The organism is Lacticaseibacillus paracasei subsp. paracasei (genome assembly GCF_000829035.1).
GTDB lineage: Bacteria > Bacillota > Bacilli > Lactobacillales > Lactobacillaceae > Lacticaseibacillus > Lacticaseibacillus paracasei.
Genome location: NZ_AP012541.1, coordinates 2,270,223 through 2,287,988, shown reverse-complemented (window position 1 = coordinate 2,287,988; position 17,766 = coordinate 2,270,223). Strand labels below are relative to the sequence as shown.

Here is a 17,766-nt window from a genome sequence, read left to right as displayed (position 1 = left end):
AGGTGAATAAAAACAATGGCAAAAGAAATTAAATTCTCTGAAGACGCACGTGCTGCAATGCTGCGCGGCGTTGATCAGTTGGCAAACACAGTTAAGACAACCTTAGGACCAAAAGGCCGCAACGTTGTTTTGGACAAGAGCTATGGCTCACCGGAAATTACCAATGACGGTGTCACAATTGCGAAGTCCATTGACTTGGAAGATCACTACGAAAACATGGGCGCCAAGTTGGTTGCCGAAGTTGCTTCCAAGACAAATGACATTGCTGGTGATGGTACCACAACCGCAACGGTTTTGGCACAAAGTATTATCCGCGAAGGCATGAAGAACGTTACAGCCGGTGCTAATCCTGTTGGCATTCGCACAGGGATTGAAAAAGCAACTAAGGCTGCCGTTGACGAATTGCACAAGATTAGCCACAAAGTTAATGGTAAGAAAGAAATCGCGCAGGTTGCGTCCGTTTCTTCCTCAAATACAGAAGTTGGTAGTCTGATTGCCGACGCCATGGAAAAAGTTGGCCACGATGGTGTGATTACCATTGAAGAAAGCAAAGGGATTGACACTGAACTCTCTGTTGTTGAAGGGATGCAGTTTGATCGCGGCTATCTGAGCCAGTACATGGTCACTGATAATGATAAGATGGAAGCTGACCTTGACGATCCTTATATCTTGATCACCGACAAAAAGATTTCCAATATTCAGGACATTTTGCCGCTGTTACAAGAAATCGTTCAACAAGGTAAGGCACTGTTGATCATTGCTGACGACGTTGCTGGTGAAGCATTGCCAACCTTAGTTCTGAACAAGATTCGTGGTACCTTCAATGTTGTTGCGGTTAAGGCCCCTGGCTTTGGTGATCGGCGTAAGGCTCAACTTGAAGATATCGCTACCTTGACTGGTGGTACCGTGATCAGTTCTGACCTTGGCTTGGATCTTAAAGACACCAAGCTTGAACAATTGGGTCGTGCCGGCAAGGTAACGGTTACCAAGGACAACACCACGATTGTTGATGGCGCTGGCTCTAAGGATGCCATTGCTGAACGGGTTAATATCATCAAGAAGCAAATTGATGACACGACCAGTGACTTCGACCGTGAAAAGTTGCAAGAGCGTTTGGCTAAGTTAGCTGGCGGTGTTGCGGTTGTCAAGGTTGGTGCCGCTACTGAAACTGAATTGAAGGAACGCAAGTATCGGATCGAAGATGCTTTGAATGCGACCCGTGCCGCGGTTGAAGAAGGTTACGTTGCTGGCGGCGGTACAGCTCTGGTAGATGTTTTGCCTGCAGTTGCTGCTTTGAAAGAAGAAGGCGACGTTCAAACCGGGATCAACATCGTGCTACGTGCGCTTGAGGAACCTGTTCGCCAGATTGCTGAGAACGCCGGCAAAGAAGGTTCTGTCATCGTTGAACAGCTGAAGAAGGAAAAGCAAGGCGTTGGTTACAATGCCGCTACTGATGAATGGGAAGATATGGCTAAGTCAGGTATTATTGACCCAACCAAAGTGACCCGTTCTGCATTGCAAAACGCCGCTTCCGTTGCTGCTTTGATGCTGACGACTGAAGCCGTTGTTGCTGACAAGCCAGATCCAAATGCAAATAATAATGCTGCCGCTGGTGCTAACCCAGCAGCAGGCATGGGCGGTATGATGTAATTTCTGCCTATGCGTTCAACAAAAGCACTGGCTTATGCGCCGGTGCTTTTGTTGTTTACATAGTGTGCTTTTCAAGTTTTCAAGGTCACTTTATGAAGTTAATTAACATTTCTGTGCCTAATCATTAGTCACTAAGGGGCATTCATTGGTAAAATAAAGATGGTTTCATGTTGTATGATGGTTAATTAATAAGATCATCAGCCGTGGACATCAAAGCGATGTCGCGGTCATAACGCGTTCGCCAGCGCAGCAACCTGCGTGTAAGGACCTTGAACGCAATGGTCACAACCCGACCATCACGTTCAAGGCCGCTTACACTCCGGTTTCTACCGCGCTGGCTCACGCTCAGTCATAACGCGTTCGCTTGCCCAGAAACCTGCGTATAAGGACCTCAAGCACACTGGCCAAAGCCCGGCCAATGCACTTGAGGCCACTTATACTCCGGTTTCTAACCGGGCAAGCTCACGCTCAGTCATAACGCGTTCGCCAGCGCAGCAACCTGCGTGTAAGGATCTTGAACGCAATGGTCACAACCCGACCATCACGTTCAAGGCCGCTTACACTCCGGTTTCTACCGCGCTGGTTCACGCTCACACACAAAAAAAGGGGCGATTTGATGAAGCTGATTCAAAATCCCATTCGGCTTAACGCCAGCTTGCACAAAATGTTACCGAACACAATGCGGTATCTTTATAATCGAAAGCCGGTTAAGTTTTTTGAATTATATACGTTAGGATCTGTTCATGTTTATTACGTTGAAGGATTTGACCAAGTCGATGTCGTCTTGACCCACGACAAACGCACCATTAAAGATGCTGAGATTGATTTTGTCTTGGAAAAACTGTTGCCTGATACGCCTAAAGCTGACCTTAAAATTGACCACGCTGCTAAAAGCGAGATCGAGCACGAGGTTCATCGCAAGTTGAAGGTCCATGATGTTGTGATTATCGAAAAGGCGTAACGAAAACGACCACTTTCCCGGGCATCACCGAGAAGGTGGCCGTTTTTGCTTTTTTGCACATCATGCTAGTTAGGACGATATTGTTGGGGCTTTTCGTCAGGGAATCTCACCAAGTTGTCCTGTTGCGTTAGATAAGGTAGGCTTGAGCGTCTATTTAGGTTACACTGATGATTGTTTGTGTTTTGGTTAAATTTTCCCGATACATTCGGGTCATATAGGAGTAATGAAAATGATGCATTTAAAGCGCCTGTTTATTGGGCGACCACTGAAATCTTCTGAGGAAGGCGGTCAAAAGCTTAACATTTTCAAGGCACTGGCGATGTTATCGTCAGATGCGCTTTCAAGTGTGGCTTACGGGACTGAACAAATTGTCTTAGTTCTGACGACATTGTCAGCGGCTGCGATTTGGTACTCATTGCCGATCGCTGCCTTTGTTTTAGTGCTCTTGATTTCATTGACACTATCCTATCGCCAGATTATTCACGCCTATCCTAGTGGCGGCGGCGCGTATGTTGTCGCTAGCGAAAATCTAGGTAAAAATGCCGGCCTAACCGCAGGCGCTTCATTACTGATTGATTATATGCTAACGGTTTCAGTCTCAGTTTCCGCGGGTGCTGAAGCGATTACCAGTGCAATTCCTGCGCTTTATGGCAAGCAGGTGATCATTTCACTGATCATCATTTTCATCCTGATGAGCATGAATTTACGTGGCATGAGTGAATCGGCCAATTTTTTGATGGTCCCGGTTTACTTATTCGTTGTCGTCATGACGGGCATGATCATCTGGGGACTTTACCAAGTGGCAACAGGCGCTATTCCGTACAAGGCAACTTCCTTTGTCGGTGCAGCGATTCCGGGAGTCTCGATGGCCTTGATCTTCCGGGCATTTTCCAGTGGGTCCAGTTCACTGACTGGGGTTGAAGCAATTAGTAATGCGGTGCCGTTTTTTAAAATGCCTAAAGAAAAGAATGCGGCTAAAACGTTGGCCATCATGGCTGCCATCCTTGGCTTCTTCTTTGCTGGTATTACATTTTTGAACTATTGGTACGGTATTGTGCCGGTGGCCAAAGTGACGGTGCTTTCGCAAGTGGCCAAAGAAACCTTTGGCGGAGCAGGTATCATGTACTACGTTGTTCAATTTGCGACCGCCTTGATCTTGGCTGTGGCAGCCAATACCGGATTTTCAGCTTTTCCAGTTTTGGCTTTTAATTTGGCCAAAGATAAGTTTATGCCGCATATGTATCTGGATCGTGGCGATCGCTTGGGTTACTCTAACGGGATTTTGACACTGGCGTTAGGAGCCGCGGCGCTGATTACGATTTTCCAAGGATCAACTGAACGGCTGATTCCGTTGTACGCGGTTGGTGTGTTCATTCCATTTACCTTGTCGCAAAGTGGGATGATTATCCATTGGTTCCGTCATCGCGGAAAAGGTTGGATTGGCAAAACGATTGCTAACTTCTCTGGCGCGTTGATTTCCTTTGCAATTCTCGTCATCCTGTTTGCTTACCGATTGCTTGATATCTGGCCATTCTTTATTGTGATGCCACTCGCCATTTTCATGTTTTATAAAATTCGCGATCATTATGACAAAGTTGCTGAGCAATTACGCTTGCCGGTCGAAGTGGCACAACATGATTACGATGGCAGCACCGTCATTGTTTTGGTCGGTAATGTCACTCGGGTTACGCGCGCGGCCTTAAATTATGCTCAGTCAATTGGCGACTATGTCATTGCTATGCACGTTTCGATGGACGAGAATCCCAATAAGGAAAAAGAAACCCAAAGCGAATTCCGCGCGGATTTTCCAGAGGTGCGATTTGTTGATATCCACTCATCATACCGTTCCATCGAAGCCCCAACTATTCGCTTCGTTGACATCGTCGCGCGCAACGCCGCCAAACGGAACTTTACAACCACGGTACTCATTCCGCAGTTCGTACCACGTAAAAAATGGCAGAATATTCTTCACAACCAAACCAACTTCCGCCTGCGCGCCGCCTTTGCAAGTCGCGAGAATGTCATCATTGCCACTTACAGTTATCATTTGAAGAAGTAGGGAGACTACTTGCAAAACGGTTAGATCATGATGATCTGATCGTTTTTTGGTTTGAACGTATACGTAGCCGCGGAAATCTGTACATAAGAAACTTGAAGCTAAATGGCTCAAAACCAGCCATTTAACTTCAAGTTTACCGATGCTTCGATTTCTAACCGCGACAACTCACTCTTTGCACTTGCCAGGGGGTCGCTCAAAGTTGACGCACCTGTTAAAATGGTTCATATAGAACGTCAAAGAAAGTCAAAGGACGAAGGGTGAATTTCGTGCCGCAAAAAACCAGTGAAACGCCTATGATGCAGCAGTACAACGAAATCAAGGCGCAATATCCGGATGCGTTTTTGTTTTACCGCATCGGAGATTTTTATGAATTGTTCAATGATGATGCCATCAAAGGTGCTCAGTTGCTCGAACTAACATTAACTGCACGAAACAAGAGTGCTGACGATCCTATCCCAATGGCTGGTGTCCCGCACCATGCTGTCCAAAGTTACGTTGATATTTTAATTGACCACGGTTACAAAGTTGCGATCTGTGAACAGATGGAGGACCCTAAAAAAGCTGTCGGGATGGTTAAACGAGCCGTCATTCAGTTGGTAACGCCAGGGACAAATGTTGACATCAAAGCCGGTGCAGCCAAGTCGAATAACTATATTACCGCTGTGATGCCGCATGCAGCAGGTTATGCGTTTGCGTATGCCGATGTATCGACCGGTGAGCTCAAAGTGACGGATCTAAAAAGCAAATTTGCTCTGCAAAACGAACTGAGTGCGCTGGCCACCAAAGAAATCGTTGTGCCTGAGGAATTGACCGATGACGACGCGGGAATGCTCAAGCAAGGGGAACGGCTTCTGTCAGTCCAACCGGATGCCGAACCGACGAGTGAAGGCAGTTATGTGTCACAGGAGCTAACTGATCCTGCAGAGGCTGCCGTTGTGCAGATGCTAATGGCCTATTTATTGAACACGCAGAAACGCAGCTTGGCCCATATTCAAAAAGCGGTTGCTTATCAACCTTCCGCCTATCTGGAAATGGATCAGGACGCCCGTAGTAACCTCGACATTTTGCAAAACAGCAGAACGGGACGCAAAGGTGACACCTTGTTGTCGTTGCTTGATTCGACCAAAACAGCGATGGGTGGCCGCTTATTGAAACAATGGCTGGATCGACCATTACTGGATATTGATGCGATCAGTGTGCGGCAAAATCAGGTTCAGGATTTGTTGGATCACTTTTTTGAACGCAGTGAGTTGCAGGAACGACTAACTAAAGTCTATGATCTTGAGCGGTTAGCTGGCCGAGTTGCTTTTGGTACCGTTAATGGTCGTGACTTAATTCAGTTGCAAACCTCTTTGGATCAGATCCCGGCTATTCAGGATGTGCTGGGTAAGCTTGATGATGGCAGTTTTAAGGCACTTCGCAGTAAAATGGACCCAGTCAGCGATGTCGCTGGATTGATTCGCCGTGCGATTGAACCCGAACCGCCGATTTCAGTGACAGACGGTGGCTTGATTCTCCGAGGATACAATCAAAAACTGGATAGCTATCGTGATGCCATGAAGAATTCTAAACAATGGATCGCTGAACTGGAAGCATCGGAACGCAAAGCAACTGGCATTCACACACTTAAAATTCGTTACAACAAGGTTTTTGGTTACTTTATCGAAGTGACTAAGTCCAATTTGGACAAAATACCGGAAGGGCGCTATGAACGCAAACAGACACTGACAAACGCTGAACGGTTTATCACCCCAGAGCTGAAAGAAAAGGAGACCTTGATTCTTGAAGCGCAGGAAAGCTCAACGGCGCTCGAGTATGATCTTTTCCAAGACATTCGCGACAAGGTCAAAGCCCAGATCAAACGACTACAAGCTTTAGCGGCCCAGATTTCATCTTTGGACGTGTTGCAAAGCTTTGCAACAGTGGCTGAAAACAGTCATTATGTCCGACCAACGATGCATGCCGGAACCCATGATATCAATGTTAAGGGTGGTCGCCACCCAGTCGTGGAACATGTACTTGGCCGAGACAGTTATATTCCTAACGATGTCATCATGAATCACGACACCGATATGTTGCTGATCACCGGGCCTAACATGTCAGGGAAAAGTACCTACATGCGCCAATTAGCCTTGATTGTTATCATGGCGCAAGCGGGTTCGTTTGTCCCGGCAGATGTAGCTGACTTACCGATTTTTGATCAGATCTTTACCCGAATCGGAGCGGCTGATGATCTTGCCAATGGCGAAAGTACTTTTATGGTTGAAATGCTGGAAGCCAATGCTGCATTAAGCCACGCGACGGCTTCCAGCCTGATTCTTTTTGATGAGATCGGCCGCGGCACGGCAACGTATGATGGGATGGCGCTGGCACAGGCAATTATTGAGTTCTTGCATGATCATGTCCACGCCAAAACGCTGTTCTCAACGCATTATCATGAGCTAACTAGTTTGTCAGACTCCTTGGCGAAGTTAAAGAATGTCCATGTTGGTGCCGTTGAGGAGCATGGCAATCTGGTTTTCTTGCACAAAATGATGCCTGGCCCTGCCGACAAGAGTTATGGGATTCATGTCGCCAAGCTCGCCGGTTTACCGGCAGATTTGTTAGCGCGTGCTGATACGATTTTGAAACAGCTTGAAGCCGATGCACCCAATAAAACGGCGCCAGCACCAGCGCCGCAAGTTGAAGAGCAACAATTGTCGTTGTTTGAAGAACCAAAACCGACGCCAAAGAATAGTCCGATTCTGACGAAACTTGCGAAATTTGACTTGATGGCGGCCACACCGATGGACGCGATGAATTTCATATTTGACCTGCAGAAGCATTTAAAGAAGAAGTGATTTTATGCCAAAGATTCACCAACTATCGGCAACATTAAGCAACCAGATCGCTGCTGGGGAGGTCATTGAACGCCCTGCCAGTGTTGTCAAAGAACTGGTTGAAAATAGTATCGATGCACAAGCAACGCAAATTGACGTCCTGATTTCCGCGGCTGGTTTGCAGGAGATTCGGGTTAGCGATAACGGCATCGGGATTGCCCCGGATGACGTTGCAACAGCGTTTTTGCGGCACGCCACCAGTAAAATTCTGACGACGCGTGATTTATTTAATGTGCATTCATTGGGCTTCCGTGGCGAAGCGTTGGCAAGTATTGCCGCGGTTGCCGACGTAAAGTTGACAACGGCAACGGATTCAGGGATTGGCACCCAGATTCACGTCAAAGGCGGTGAGGTTGAAGCGCAGTCGACAGCGGCTCACCGACGCGGTACGGATGTTGAAGTGAATGATTTGTTCTTCAACACACCGGCGCGGCTGAAGTATATGAAGTCGCAGCAAACTGAACTGGGAAAAATTGTGGATATCGTCAGCCGATTGGCGATCGCAAATCCTGATATTGCCTTCACGGTTTCACATGATGGCAATATGGTGGTGCGCACAGCTGGTCAAGGTGATTTGCGCCAGACGCTGGCCGGAATTTATGGCTTGTCTGTGGCGCGCTCAATGGTTGATTTCAAAGCACAAGATCTTGATTTTCGGGTTAGCGGGTTAACAAGTTTGCCTGAAACGACCCGAGCTTCGCGTAATTACTTGAGTTTAGTTGTCAATGGCCGTTATATTAAGAACTTCCAACTGACGAAGGCGGTTATTGCCGGTTACGGCTCGAAGTTAATGGTGGGGCGTTATCCAATGGGCGTCATCAACATTGAGATGGATGCTGCGTTAGTCGATGTCAACGTTCACCCGACAAAAGCCGAGGTGCGTCTGAGCAAGGAAGATCAGCTTAGTCATTTGCTCAGCGAGGCGATTCGAACACGATTGGCGAAGGAAAACCTGATTCCCGATGCGCTCGATAATCTGCCAAAAAGAGAACGGTATGATCTGGATGAACTAGAACTGACATTGAATAAGATCAGTCCCAAGACGATGCCCTCAGTTCAGCCGCAGCAAGGGCAGCACTTGCGCGAAAACACAACTACTAACTTGGCAGACGCGGCTGCTGAGGAGCCGACACCGGCACCAACTTCACCAGATCTTGAGATTGGCGATTTGGATGATCAGCCGATTTTTAACGAACCGCAACGTCTGGCTGCATGGGATCAGCGGTATCAGCGGCTAGCTTCGAATGTGGTCCCAACCTTGGTGGCAGATGAACCGGAACCTGATATTTCGCATGTCGAATCAGCTGAGCGTTTTCCAAATCTCACGTACTTGGCGCAAGTCCACGGCACTTATTTGCTAGCGGAATCAGGCGATGGGTTATATATTTTGGACCAGCATGCTGCGCAAGAACGGGTGAACTATGAGTATTATCGGCAAGCTATTGGCGAAGTCAGCAACGACCAACAACATTTACTCGTACCGATTGTGTTAGACTATTCCGCGGCTGATGCCATTAGCATTCGTGATCATCGGGACGTGCTTGAGTCGGTTGGACTATATCTGGAAGATTTTGGCCAAAACAGCTTTGTTGTTGAACATCATCCGACTTGGTTTAAAGCTGGGCAGGAAGAAGATACCATTAAAGAAATGGTGGATTGGGTTTTGCGTGATGGTCGCATGACAGTCGCAGCGTTTCGGGAGAAAACTGCTATCATGATGAGCTGTAAGCGTGCCATTAAGGCCAATCACCATTTGGACGACAGACAGGCGCGAGCATTATTGCAGAAGTTGCCGGAATGTGAGAATCCCTTCAATTGCCCGCATGGTCGGCCGGTCTTGGTTCACTTTTCAAACACCGATCTTGAGAAAATGTTCAAACGGATTCAAGACAGTCACGAAAGCGGGGAAATGCAAGCATGATCATTTTGGCCAGTCATTCACCACGGCGACAGGAATTGTTAAAGCGGATTGTGTCTGACTTTGAAAGCCATCCTGCCAGTATCAATGAACGCGCTTTGCCAGTGTTGGATCCGCCAGCATATGTTCAGAGCTTGGCGACAGCTAAGGGACAATCACTTGTACCAAGTTACCCCGGGGCAACGATTATCGCCGCCGATACCATGGTGGTGTTTCAAGGCAAGTTATTAGGCAAACCACATGACCGCGCCGAAGCCAAACAGATGATCACGGCATTGGGTGGTCAGACACATCAGGTTTATACCGGTTTGTGGGTGCGCTTGGACAATGGTAGCGTACGGCAGCAGGTCGTGACGACTGATGTTACCTTCTGGCCGCTAAGTGAAGCGGATGTTGAATCGTATCTGGCGGAAGACGCCTACCAAGACAAAGCAGGCGCCTATGGCATTCAGGATGCCGGAGCACTACTGGTCAAGTCAATTCAGGGTGATTTCTACAATGTCATGGGCCTGCCCATCAGCACCTTGTACCGCATGCTGTTGGCCGAACCGCAATAAATACGGGCAATCAAAAAAGTTTGACGATCCTCAGCGAGATGAAGCGTTTCGCTGAACGTCAGACTTTTTTTAGCGCTAAGTAGTTTGATAGAAAGCGCAGGGTGGGCTTTAAAGATTTCAGTGCCAAAGCGTAGCAATCGTAGGCCAGATGGGGCTCAGCCGTGCAAACAACACAGCGACGGGCTTTGGCGCTGATGTGGTTAGGCGACTTCGAGACCGGTCTTTGGGCTCGAAGCGCCGTCTCCGCTCTAGCTTCGCGTTGCCACCCCAGCTGGCCGGAGATTGCGGAGTTTGGCACGACAAGAAACTTTTTGCCAGACCCATTACTCAGATCAATTGAGATCTAATAAATCATAAGTGTATGGCTCAGCTTCAAATTTTTGTGCTGGCGAGTGCGTGATGACGGAACGTGAATCGGTTTCTGCGAGTGCAAGATGGCGTTTACTGATCAACAATCTGCCAATTTGCTGGCAGTGTGAAGGTGTAAATTTTGCCAATTGCTTTACCTTGTTCGCCTGATCCAGCAAACAAAATAGCGGTTAGCGCATTGCTATAAGTCAGCTTCTGAGTTGTCACTGCAACTTGCGGAATGGTGCCGTGTTCGATGCGAGTTGAGACCGTGGTACTAGGTGTAGCGGTATGAACGGTTGCATCGGAAATGATAAGGTAACGATAGCTGAAATGCTTTTTTGCTGTGCCAATGGGCCGCCGCGAAATTTGCAACTGGTCGTCCATCGGTGCTAATGGCTGCAGTTCAGTGGTTTCGTCAATGTTGAAGCCAACGTGATAAAGGTCATTCACGCTTAACAATAGGATGGGGGCCAAGACAAGTCCCGCGCTTACCCAGATCGTTAATTGACGGCGCCGACTTGGTTGCATTAACACAACAGCCCAGAAAAAGGCAAGCGCACCGACGATCAATAACAAGATAATCATGAGGCGTCCCTCCGATCAATGACGTCTGTTTTCAAAAATAAGCTGAGGACGAGACCAAGCGCTGCCATGACTAGTGAGACGGCAAAAGCCGCGCGATAACCGGCAATGACTGCATTGTTCATAGCGTTGGTGTAATGGATCGGGTCAAGCAGTCGACCACTAGCGGCTGGCGTTGCATCTTTAGTGACTACTGATAATACTGACACCAGTATTGCGGTCCCAATTGAGGCGGCGACTTGCCGAACCGTGTTATTGACCGCCGTCCCGTGATTGATCAGGTGTGTTGGCAAGGCGTTCATACCAGCAGTGGTGACCGGCATCGTGACCATGGTAATGCCGAACATGCGCACTGTGTAAATGGTCGTGATATAGATAATCGGCGTGTTAGCAGTTAGGGTGACCAGCGGCAGCGATCCGGCAACTAGCAGGAACAGACCGGCAACAGCCAGCCGCTTTGCCCCAATTTTGTCGAAAATCCGGCCGGTAATTGGACTCATAATCCCCATCATGATGGCTCCGGGAAAAAGGATCATCCCAGAGTGAAAGGCAGATTCACCACGGATCGTTTGGATGTACATTGGCAAGACCATTTCTACACCAACCATCGACATAAACGCCACCGCTGTTAAAATGACGCTCAATGTATACGTGCGCGATTTGAAAACCCGCAATTCTAGCAGAGGCGTTTCGAGGCGTAACTGGCGCACGCAGAATAAGGCAACGAAAATAATGCCGATGGCTAAGCTAATCAGTACTTGGGAATCGGTCCAACCAGCATCACCAACTGTGGAGAAGCCATAAAGCAAGCCCCCAAAACCCAAAGTAGAAGCAATAATGGAAGGAATATCAATTTTTGGATTCGAGGTCGGCAAAACTTTTCGCATGCTATAGATGGCCAGGAGCACGACCCCAGCAGCAATTGGCATAATAACGGCAAATAAAGCCCGCCAAGTATGATTAAGCAGAATCCAACCAGAAAGCGTCGGGCCGATAGCAGGAGCTAGGCCAATAACAATCCCAGCTAGGCCCATGGCACTACCACGTTTGCCAGGTGGGAAAATCGTGAACATGACTGTTTGGAAAGTCGGCATTGACATACCAACGCCAATTGCCTGCGTGAGCCGACCAGCCAGCAGAACTTGAAAATCTGGTGCTAACCAACAAATCAAGGAACCAAGGAAAAAGATTGTCATAGCTGTTAAGTAGAGATACTTAACATTGAATTTATCCAGCAGCCATGCGGAAACCGGGATCATAATACCCATAATCAGCATGAAGCCAGTGGTCAGCCATTGGACTGCACTCGCGCTGATGTGAAAATCCGCCATCAGCGTCGGGTAAGCCGTGGTCAAAATCGTTTGCGTCAAGAATGTTGTAAAAGTACCGATCAACAAGGTAATCACAAGCAGCAAGCGATTATATGGATGACCATTAACGTCTGTTGTTGTCAACAATATCGTGTCCTTTCTTAAAATCGTTATAATCCAGTCTAGCACGTCCTCAACGGCTTTGGGTAAATAATGAAATCGTTGCTGTCATTAGGGTTTAGTTTATCGGCTGGTAGTTGCGCCTAGCGGTATTGCACAAAAATAGATTACGATAAAAAAACGTGATCCCCTCAACGAGTACCACGTTTTTGAAAGTTTAGCTGGATCCTGATTAATGCTTGTTATCGTCGTTTTTAGCTTCTTTAACCTCTTCAGCAACCGTTTGTTTAACTGGTTTTGGATCTTGTGTGACATCAAACCAGTTAGCAAAGCCACGGGAAAAATCTGCAACGGTGAAGTTGAAATGATCAATCTTGACCTTATCGTGCAGTTTCAAATCGGGATGATCTTCCATGATAAAGCCAGCAATGGTGATGATTTCTGAATCAGTGAAGGCTTTAATATTGGTGTGGAAGTAACGTTCAAAATCCCACAAGGTTGTTTTGCCACTGACTCGGAAGACCTTTGGATCATCCGTTTGCCGAATGTATTCATCAGAGACATCATCAATTTCATCCTTGACGGTACCAAATAGTTCTTCGTAAATATCCTTGTCGGTGACAATCCCACTAGTACCACCATATTCGTCAACGACCACAACAATTGGCGTCTGTTTTTTGATCATTTGTGCCAGAATGCTATGAATCGGTGTTACTTCAGGCACATTAATGATGGAACGTAACAGCTTAGAGACTTTCACAGACGGGTCGACTTGACCTTGCTTGACCAAGTCATAGATGTAAACATACCCGAGAATCTTATCCTTATCGCCATTCGCAACAACCGGAAATCGGCTGTAACCTTGCGTTAAGTAATCCCGCAAAGCTTCTTTGACGGTGGTAGTGATATCAATGACAAACAAGCTGGTTCGATCCACCATGATGTCTTTGGCAGTCTTGTCATTCAGTTCAAATGCCCGCTGCATGTAGATAACATCATTTTGCTCCATGTCACCAGTTGTGACGGCATTTTTACTCAGGCTCAGAATCTCAGCTTGCGAAAAGGCCTCGTTGCCTTCGTCTGCGGGCTTCATCCCCATCATTTTGACAATCCCGGTGGCACTGACATTCAGCAGCCAAACAAAAGGATAGAACAAAATATGGAAATAATGTAGCGGTGTTACAACCAGCATTAAGGTTTTGATCGGATAATCAATCGAGATGTTCTTTGGAACAATTTCGGTTAACACGACTTCTAAATAGGTTAAAATAATCACGCCTAAAATCGCGCCAACCGCGTGCAGACTACCATTAGGCAAGCTCAGGTGGGTCAAGCCAAAAAGATCAACCAACAAAAACTCAACGGTTGTTTCCCCGATCCAACCAAGGATAATGCCAGCCAGCGAAACACCAACCTGTGTCGTTGAGAGATACTCGTTTAGATTATGCACCATTCGTAAAGCCCGCTCGACTTTAGCTTTACGGCCAGTACCATTATCAATCATTTCTTCCAAAGCACTTGGACGACTTTGCACCAGAGCAAATTCACACGCGACAAAAAATGCCGCGAATAAAAAGGTGACGAGCATCACCAATAAATTGGGGACGATTTGGCCACTTTCCATGTATTCCATTCCTCATTTCATGTATCGTACAAAGTTAATTTTAACATTGAATGACAAAGATGACCGATAATTCCATCACTTTGCTTCTATGTTATGCTTGGGTCAATCGAAAATATTTAATTGAAGGTGGCAGGAATGGAACAAGTCAAGATGTACCAAGAGACAATGGCAGCATTTAAGGCACGACCAGAAATGCCCAAAACACAGGTCATTAGCGAACCATTGCCGCAAACGCCAGCGAAAGGGACAGAACCGCCGCAAATTGCCTTGCGTAATGTTGATGTTTTCCAATTGATGAGTGAACTGACGGGCAAAATCGGCGTCATGAATTTTGCAAGTCCGGTCGATCCAGGCGGCGGGGTTGCAGTTGGCGCACGTGCGCAGGAAGAAGCCATTGCCAAGGGGACTTATTTGGTTCCAGCCCTTGAGCAGCACATGGCAGATTATTATGAGCTTAATCGTCGCAAGCCAAATCGCGGGCTTTTTAGTCAGAAGTTGATCTATGCAGAACATGTTCGCCAGCTTTTCGATGATCAAGGGCGGCGATTAACAGACAAATATGTCGACATTGTCACCGTCGCAGCACCTAATCGCCGAATTGATGCAACGCTAGATGATGCAACTGCCATGAACGATATCGCGTTTAAAATTCTGCAGACGCTTCGGGCGTTTAAGGCGCATGATGTCGATCAGGTCATTTTAGGTGCGTTTGGAACCGGCGTATTTGGCAATCCAGTTGCACCAGTCGCCAAGTTGTTTCGAAAAGCGTTATTATTGCCCGAATTTGAAGGGGCGTTTAAGCGGGTTTACTTTGCGATTTATGATCCCGCAATGACCACAATCAAGCCATTTGCAGCAGCGTTGAAAGGCCAAGATTAAGCGGCCACGAAAGGAGCACGACAGCATGAAGCTGACAGTCATGCAGCATACTGATACAGAGGATCTTGGCACAATTAAAGACTGGGCCGCAGACAAGCAAGTTGACATGGTCACTTACCGCCCTGATCAAGGGGATCCAATTGCACAACTGAACCCAGCAGAGATGGATGGGTTGATTTTGCTAGGTGGACCCATGAGCGTCAATGATGACTTTGATTGGCTCGCCGCAGAACGAATTTTGATCCGCAGCCTCAATAAATTGGGCCGCCCGGTGTTGGGGATTTGTCTAGGTGCCCAGCAGATTACCAAAGCATTTGGTGCCAATGTTTATCGAATGCCGCAACCAGAAGAAGGCATCGGCACCGTGCGCGGTACCGATGGCACGTTACTCAATGTTTTCCACTGGCATGGGGAAGCGATGAGCCGCTTACCAGGAAGTACATTACTTTACGAAAATGAGCATGCGCTGCAAGGCTTCGCTTATCATGACCATATCGTTGGCTTCCAGTTCCATCTGGAAGTGACCCCAGACATGATTGCTGAAATTGGTGCGGCAGCAGGCAAACCGCAAGGCCCTGTCAATCTGGGGATACTGGATCACGGACATCAGGTTTTGGCAGCAACATTGGATCGACTCTTCCTATAGAAGTGAAACGGCATCTGTTTGACAGAGATGCCGTTTTAGTTTGGTTTAACAAAAAGGCAGTGTCAGTTTGTTAAGGATGTCATCTAATGTAATCTTTTGTCATAGAACTTAACCCAATCGCAACACACAGAATACATGTTCGTAACACTGGATAGCTATACTAAGTCTCAGTTAGTTAAATCACCACACAAACCCAGGAGGAATACGAACATGAAAAAGCTTTTAAGTACAGTATTATTCTCAGCAGTTGCACTGTCTGCCGTGGCATTGTCCAAGCCAAGTCACGTCAGCGCTGCTACGAAGAATACTGAAACCGCGACCGTCAGTGCACCAGCTAGCGACAAAACCGAAGCTGATGTTACCTACAACGGTGGTGCTACGACTGTTTGGAACTCACCGACAGCGGGTCAACAAGTTAAGCGTTATGTGACAACTGGTGAACACGTTAAATTTGTGAATAGTAAAAAAGTCTTCGCAGAAATTTGGTATGAAACTGAAGACCACGGCTGGATTCCAGAACGCTATCTGAGTATTAATACTTTGCAGCAGTTGGCACCATTGACGAAAAAGGCTGATGCGGCTGCCGCACCGACTCAAACAACGTCACCAGCCGAACAAGCTGCTCAGGCCGCAACTGCGTCAGCTAATGCGCAAGCAGCATCAAGCGCTGCTGCTCAGAGTGCCGCTGCGTCCGCAGCAGCGCAAAGCGCCGCTGAAAGTGCTGCCGCTGAATCAGCTGCGTCAGTTCAAGCTGCTGCTGAATCGGCCGCTAACCAGCAAGCACAACAACAGGCTGCTGAACAGGCGCAACAAGCTCAGCAAGCACAACAGCAACAAGTTCAGCAGCAACAGGCTCAGCAGGCAGCTGCGCAACAAAAGCAGCAACAACAAGTACAACAGCAGGCGGTTAGCCAACCAGTTGCTCAGACAACTCAGACGTCACAACCAACCCAAAGTGCAACTAACAAAGGCACCTTCAAGATCAGCTTCTATGATCCGGCTGTTCTAGGTAGCAACATGGGCTACAGTGGCGTTGCTGCTAACTTGAGCGTCTTCCCTAAAGGCACCGTATTACGTATCACCATGTCCAATGGTCAAACATTGACTCGGACAGTTAATGATACTGGTAGTTTTGCTGCAGGCAATCCTAATCAGTTAGATGTTGCAATGCCGAGTGGCCAGATTCCTGCAGCAGGGATCTTGTCCGCAACCGTTGAAGTACTTCAGTAATTAAATGAATGCATCAAAAAAGTCGGAGCAAGTGCTTCGGCTTTTTTTGTGCTCATTTTAATTGTAGTGGTCAATGACCGTTGCTCACCTTGAGATGTCAGTGCGAAACCCGCGAGCTAAGCAACAGATATAATTGTTCCGTTTGGGTGAGCCGCTTATCCGTCACTTGGTACCAACGATTGATCACAAGTTGTGAGCTGATCAGTTCATCAACTGCGAGATCATCGCCAATGGGCTGCTTTGATGGTGCAACAGCGGCGATAAGTTGGCCTTTAGGACTAAGCAGCGCACTTAAAACATGAGTCATGGCACGTAGCTCCTCTGGTGATTGATCAAATGAGCCGACGATGAGATCATATGGTCCAGTTAACAGTTTTAGCCATTTATCCGGCATGATGCGATAACGTAAGCGATCGGAGCTGGCAACAGCGCGGGCATCTTGAATGGCAACCGCATCGGTGTCAATACCGAGAACCGCGGTGGCACCGCCGTTGAGGGCATGACGACAAAACCAACCATCGCCGCAATGAATGACGAGAACACGACGATCAGCAACTGAGGGTATTTTTTTGGCAAGTGCTTTCCATATTGGTTGATCGTTGCCGGATTCAGACGGCAAATCAGGCAGATCTTGCATATTCGGGTAAGGAGCATCCATAGGTTCACGACCTTTCACCTTTATTATAGATGAAACTGCTTGTCAGCGTGCGGCCATTTCACGGGCACTATGCAGGTTCATCGAGCGATAACCAAAGACCGTCAGCGTTTTTGTGGTCATACTGCGCACGTCAAAACTATTTTTAAATTTTTAAAGGGAAATGGCAAAAAAGAAAGACGAAAAATATTGCATTTTTCTAAGAAACATGAGAATATACTATACATACTCATTGCCCAGTAGTTCAGTGGTAGAATGCTTGACTGTTAATCAAAGGGTCGCTGGTTCGAATCCAGCCTGGGCAGTCGAAAGCTGTGAACGAAATTTCGTTCACAGCTATTTTTT

The 17,766-nt window shown here is 47.4% G+C and carries 13 protein-coding genes and 1 tRNA gene; 10 read left to right on the top strand and 4 right to left on the bottom strand.

Features of this window, described 5'->3' with window-relative positions; genetic code table 11:
- Nucleotides 1-15 precede the first annotated feature (15 nt).
- The 6 genes from groL (at nt 16) to LBPC_RS11180 (ending at nt 10,024) form a co-directional block, all read left to right on the top strand.
- On the top strand, nt 16-1,650 hold the full coding sequence (gene groL, locus LBPC_RS11205; RefSeq protein ID WP_003567042.1) for a chaperonin GroEL: 1,635 nt from the start codon (nt 16-18) through the stop codon (nt 1,648-1,650).
- Nucleotides 1,651-2,266: 616 nt separating this feature from the next.
- Nucleotides 2,267-2,611 carry a DUF1827 family protein gene (locus tag LBPC_RS11200; protein WP_003567020.1) on the top strand — a complete coding sequence of 115 codons (345 nt, stop codon included), beginning with the start codon at nt 2,267-2,269 and terminating at the stop codon, nt 2,609-2,611.
- A 229-nt stretch (nt 2,612-2,840) separates the two neighbouring features.
- The gene (locus LBPC_RS11195; protein ID WP_003584851.1) at nt 2,841-4,670 is read left to right on the top strand and encodes an APC family permease; all 1,830 of its coding nucleotides are present in this window, start codon (nt 2,841-2,843) and stop codon (nt 4,668-4,670) included.
- 266 nt (nt 4,671-4,936) lie between these two features.
- Entirely contained in the window at nt 4,937-7,510 is a 2,574-nt protein-coding gene (mutS, locus tag LBPC_RS11190; RefSeq protein ID WP_012491883.1) for a DNA mismatch repair protein MutS, read from the top strand.
- Nucleotides 7,511-7,514: 4 nt separating this feature from the next.
- Complete coding sequence (gene mutL / locus LBPC_RS11185; protein ID WP_003661881.1) at nt 7,515-9,470, top strand: DNA mismatch repair endonuclease MutL; 1,956 nt, start codon at nt 7,515-7,517, stop codon at nt 9,468-9,470.
- Nucleotides 9,467-10,024 (top strand): Maf family protein, encoded by a 558-nt coding sequence (locus LBPC_RS11180; RefSeq protein WP_003661882.1) that lies wholly within the window; start codon nt 9,467-9,469, stop codon nt 10,022-10,024. Before mutL ends, LBPC_RS11180 begins: the two co-directional genes overlap by 4 nt.
- 441 nt (nt 10,025-10,465) lie before the next feature.
- Here LBPC_RS11180 and LBPC_RS11170 read toward each other — a convergent pair whose 3' ends face one another.
- The 3 genes from LBPC_RS11170 to LBPC_RS11160 form a co-directional block, all read right to left on the bottom strand.
- On the bottom strand, nt 10,466-10,960 hold the full coding sequence (locus tag LBPC_RS11170; RefSeq protein WP_003571266.1) for a DUF4811 domain-containing protein: 495 nt from the start codon (nt 10,958-10,960) through the stop codon (nt 10,466-10,468).
- Nucleotides 10,957-12,414 (bottom strand): MDR family MFS transporter, encoded by a 1,458-nt coding sequence (locus tag LBPC_RS11165; RefSeq protein WP_003567005.1) that lies wholly within the window; start codon nt 12,412-12,414, stop codon nt 10,957-10,959. Before LBPC_RS11165 ends, LBPC_RS11170 begins: the two co-directional genes overlap by 4 nt.
- Before the next feature lie 205 nt (nt 12,415-12,619).
- Nucleotides 12,620-14,011 carry a hemolysin family protein gene (locus LBPC_RS11160; protein WP_003567003.1) on the bottom strand — a complete coding sequence of 464 codons (1,392 nt, stop codon included), beginning with the start codon at nt 14,009-14,011 and terminating at the stop codon, nt 12,620-12,622.
- 135 nt (nt 14,012-14,146) lie between these two features.
- Here LBPC_RS11160 and LBPC_RS11155 point away from each other — a divergent pair, with 135 nt between their 5' ends.
- The 3 genes from LBPC_RS11155 (at nt 14,147) to LBPC_RS11145 (ending at nt 16,766) form a co-directional block, all read left to right on the top strand.
- Nucleotides 14,147-14,890, top strand: coding sequence for a TIGR02452 family protein (locus LBPC_RS11155; RefSeq protein ID WP_003571262.1), 744 nt, complete (start codon nt 14,147-14,149; stop codon nt 14,888-14,890).
- A 25-nt stretch (nt 14,891-14,915) separates the two neighbouring features.
- Nucleotides 14,916-15,536, top strand: a complete 621-nt coding sequence (locus LBPC_RS11150; RefSeq protein ID WP_003661885.1) for a type 1 glutamine amidotransferase — start codon at nt 14,916-14,918, stop codon at nt 15,534-15,536.
- A gap of 210 nt (nt 15,537-15,746) precedes the next feature.
- Nucleotides 15,747-16,766, top strand: a complete 1,020-nt coding sequence (locus tag LBPC_RS11145; protein ID WP_016365449.1) for an RlpA-like double-psi beta-barrel domain-containing protein — start codon at nt 15,747-15,749, stop codon at nt 16,764-16,766.
- A gap of 97 nt (nt 16,767-16,863) precedes the next feature.
- On the opposite strand, the gene LBPC_RS11140 is transcribed toward LBPC_RS11145, so the two are convergent.
- Complete coding sequence (locus LBPC_RS11140) at nt 16,864-17,424, bottom strand: class I SAM-dependent methyltransferase (protein WP_003661888.1); 561 nt, start codon at nt 17,422-17,424, stop codon at nt 16,864-16,866.
- A 230-nt stretch (nt 17,425-17,654) separates the two neighbouring features.
- On the opposite strand from LBPC_RS11140, the gene LBPC_RS11135 reads away from it, so the two are divergent.
- Nucleotides 17,655-17,726, top strand: a tRNA-Asn gene (locus tag LBPC_RS11135).
- The last annotated feature ends 40 nt before the right edge of the window (nt 17,727-17,766 follow it).

What these genes read in the sequence shown, in the direction of transcription:
- LBPC_RS11200 (WP_003567020.1), top strand. Translation starts at nt 2,267, where the DNA reads ATGAAGCTGATTCAAAATCCCATTCGGCTTAACGCCAGCTTGCACAAA.
- LBPC_RS11145 (WP_016365449.1), top strand. Translation starts at nt 15,747, where the DNA reads ATGAAAAAGCTTTTAAGTACAGTATTATTCTCAGCAGTTGCACTGTCT.
- LBPC_RS11170 (WP_003571266.1), bottom strand. Translation starts at nt 10,960, where the DNA reads ATGATTATCTTGTTATTGATCGTCGGTGCGCTTGCCTTTTTCTGGGCT.
- LBPC_RS11150 (WP_003661885.1), top strand. Translation starts at nt 14,916, where the DNA reads ATGAAGCTGACAGTCATGCAGCATACTGATACAGAGGATCTTGGCACA.
- groL (WP_003567042.1), top strand. Translation starts at nt 16, where the DNA reads ATGGCAAAAGAAATTAAATTCTCTGAAGACGCACGTGCTGCAATGCTG.
- LBPC_RS11160 (WP_003567003.1), bottom strand. Translation starts at nt 14,011, where the DNA reads ATGGAAAGTGGCCAAATCGTCCCCAATTTATTGGTGATGCTCGTCACC.
- LBPC_RS11180 (WP_003661882.1), top strand. Translation starts at nt 9,467, where the DNA reads ATGATCATTTTGGCCAGTCATTCACCACGGCGACAGGAATTGTTAAAG.
- LBPC_RS11155 (WP_003571262.1), top strand. Translation starts at nt 14,147, where the DNA reads ATGGAACAAGTCAAGATGTACCAAGAGACAATGGCAGCATTTAAGGCA.
- mutL (WP_003661881.1), top strand. Translation starts at nt 7,515, where the DNA reads ATGCCAAAGATTCACCAACTATCGGCAACATTAAGCAACCAGATCGCT.
- LBPC_RS11140 (WP_003661888.1), bottom strand. Translation starts at nt 17,424, where the DNA reads ATGGATGCTCCTTACCCGAATATGCAAGATCTGCCTGATTTGCCGTCT.
- LBPC_RS11195 (WP_003584851.1), top strand. Translation starts at nt 2,841, where the DNA reads ATGATGCATTTAAAGCGCCTGTTTATTGGGCGACCACTGAAATCTTCT.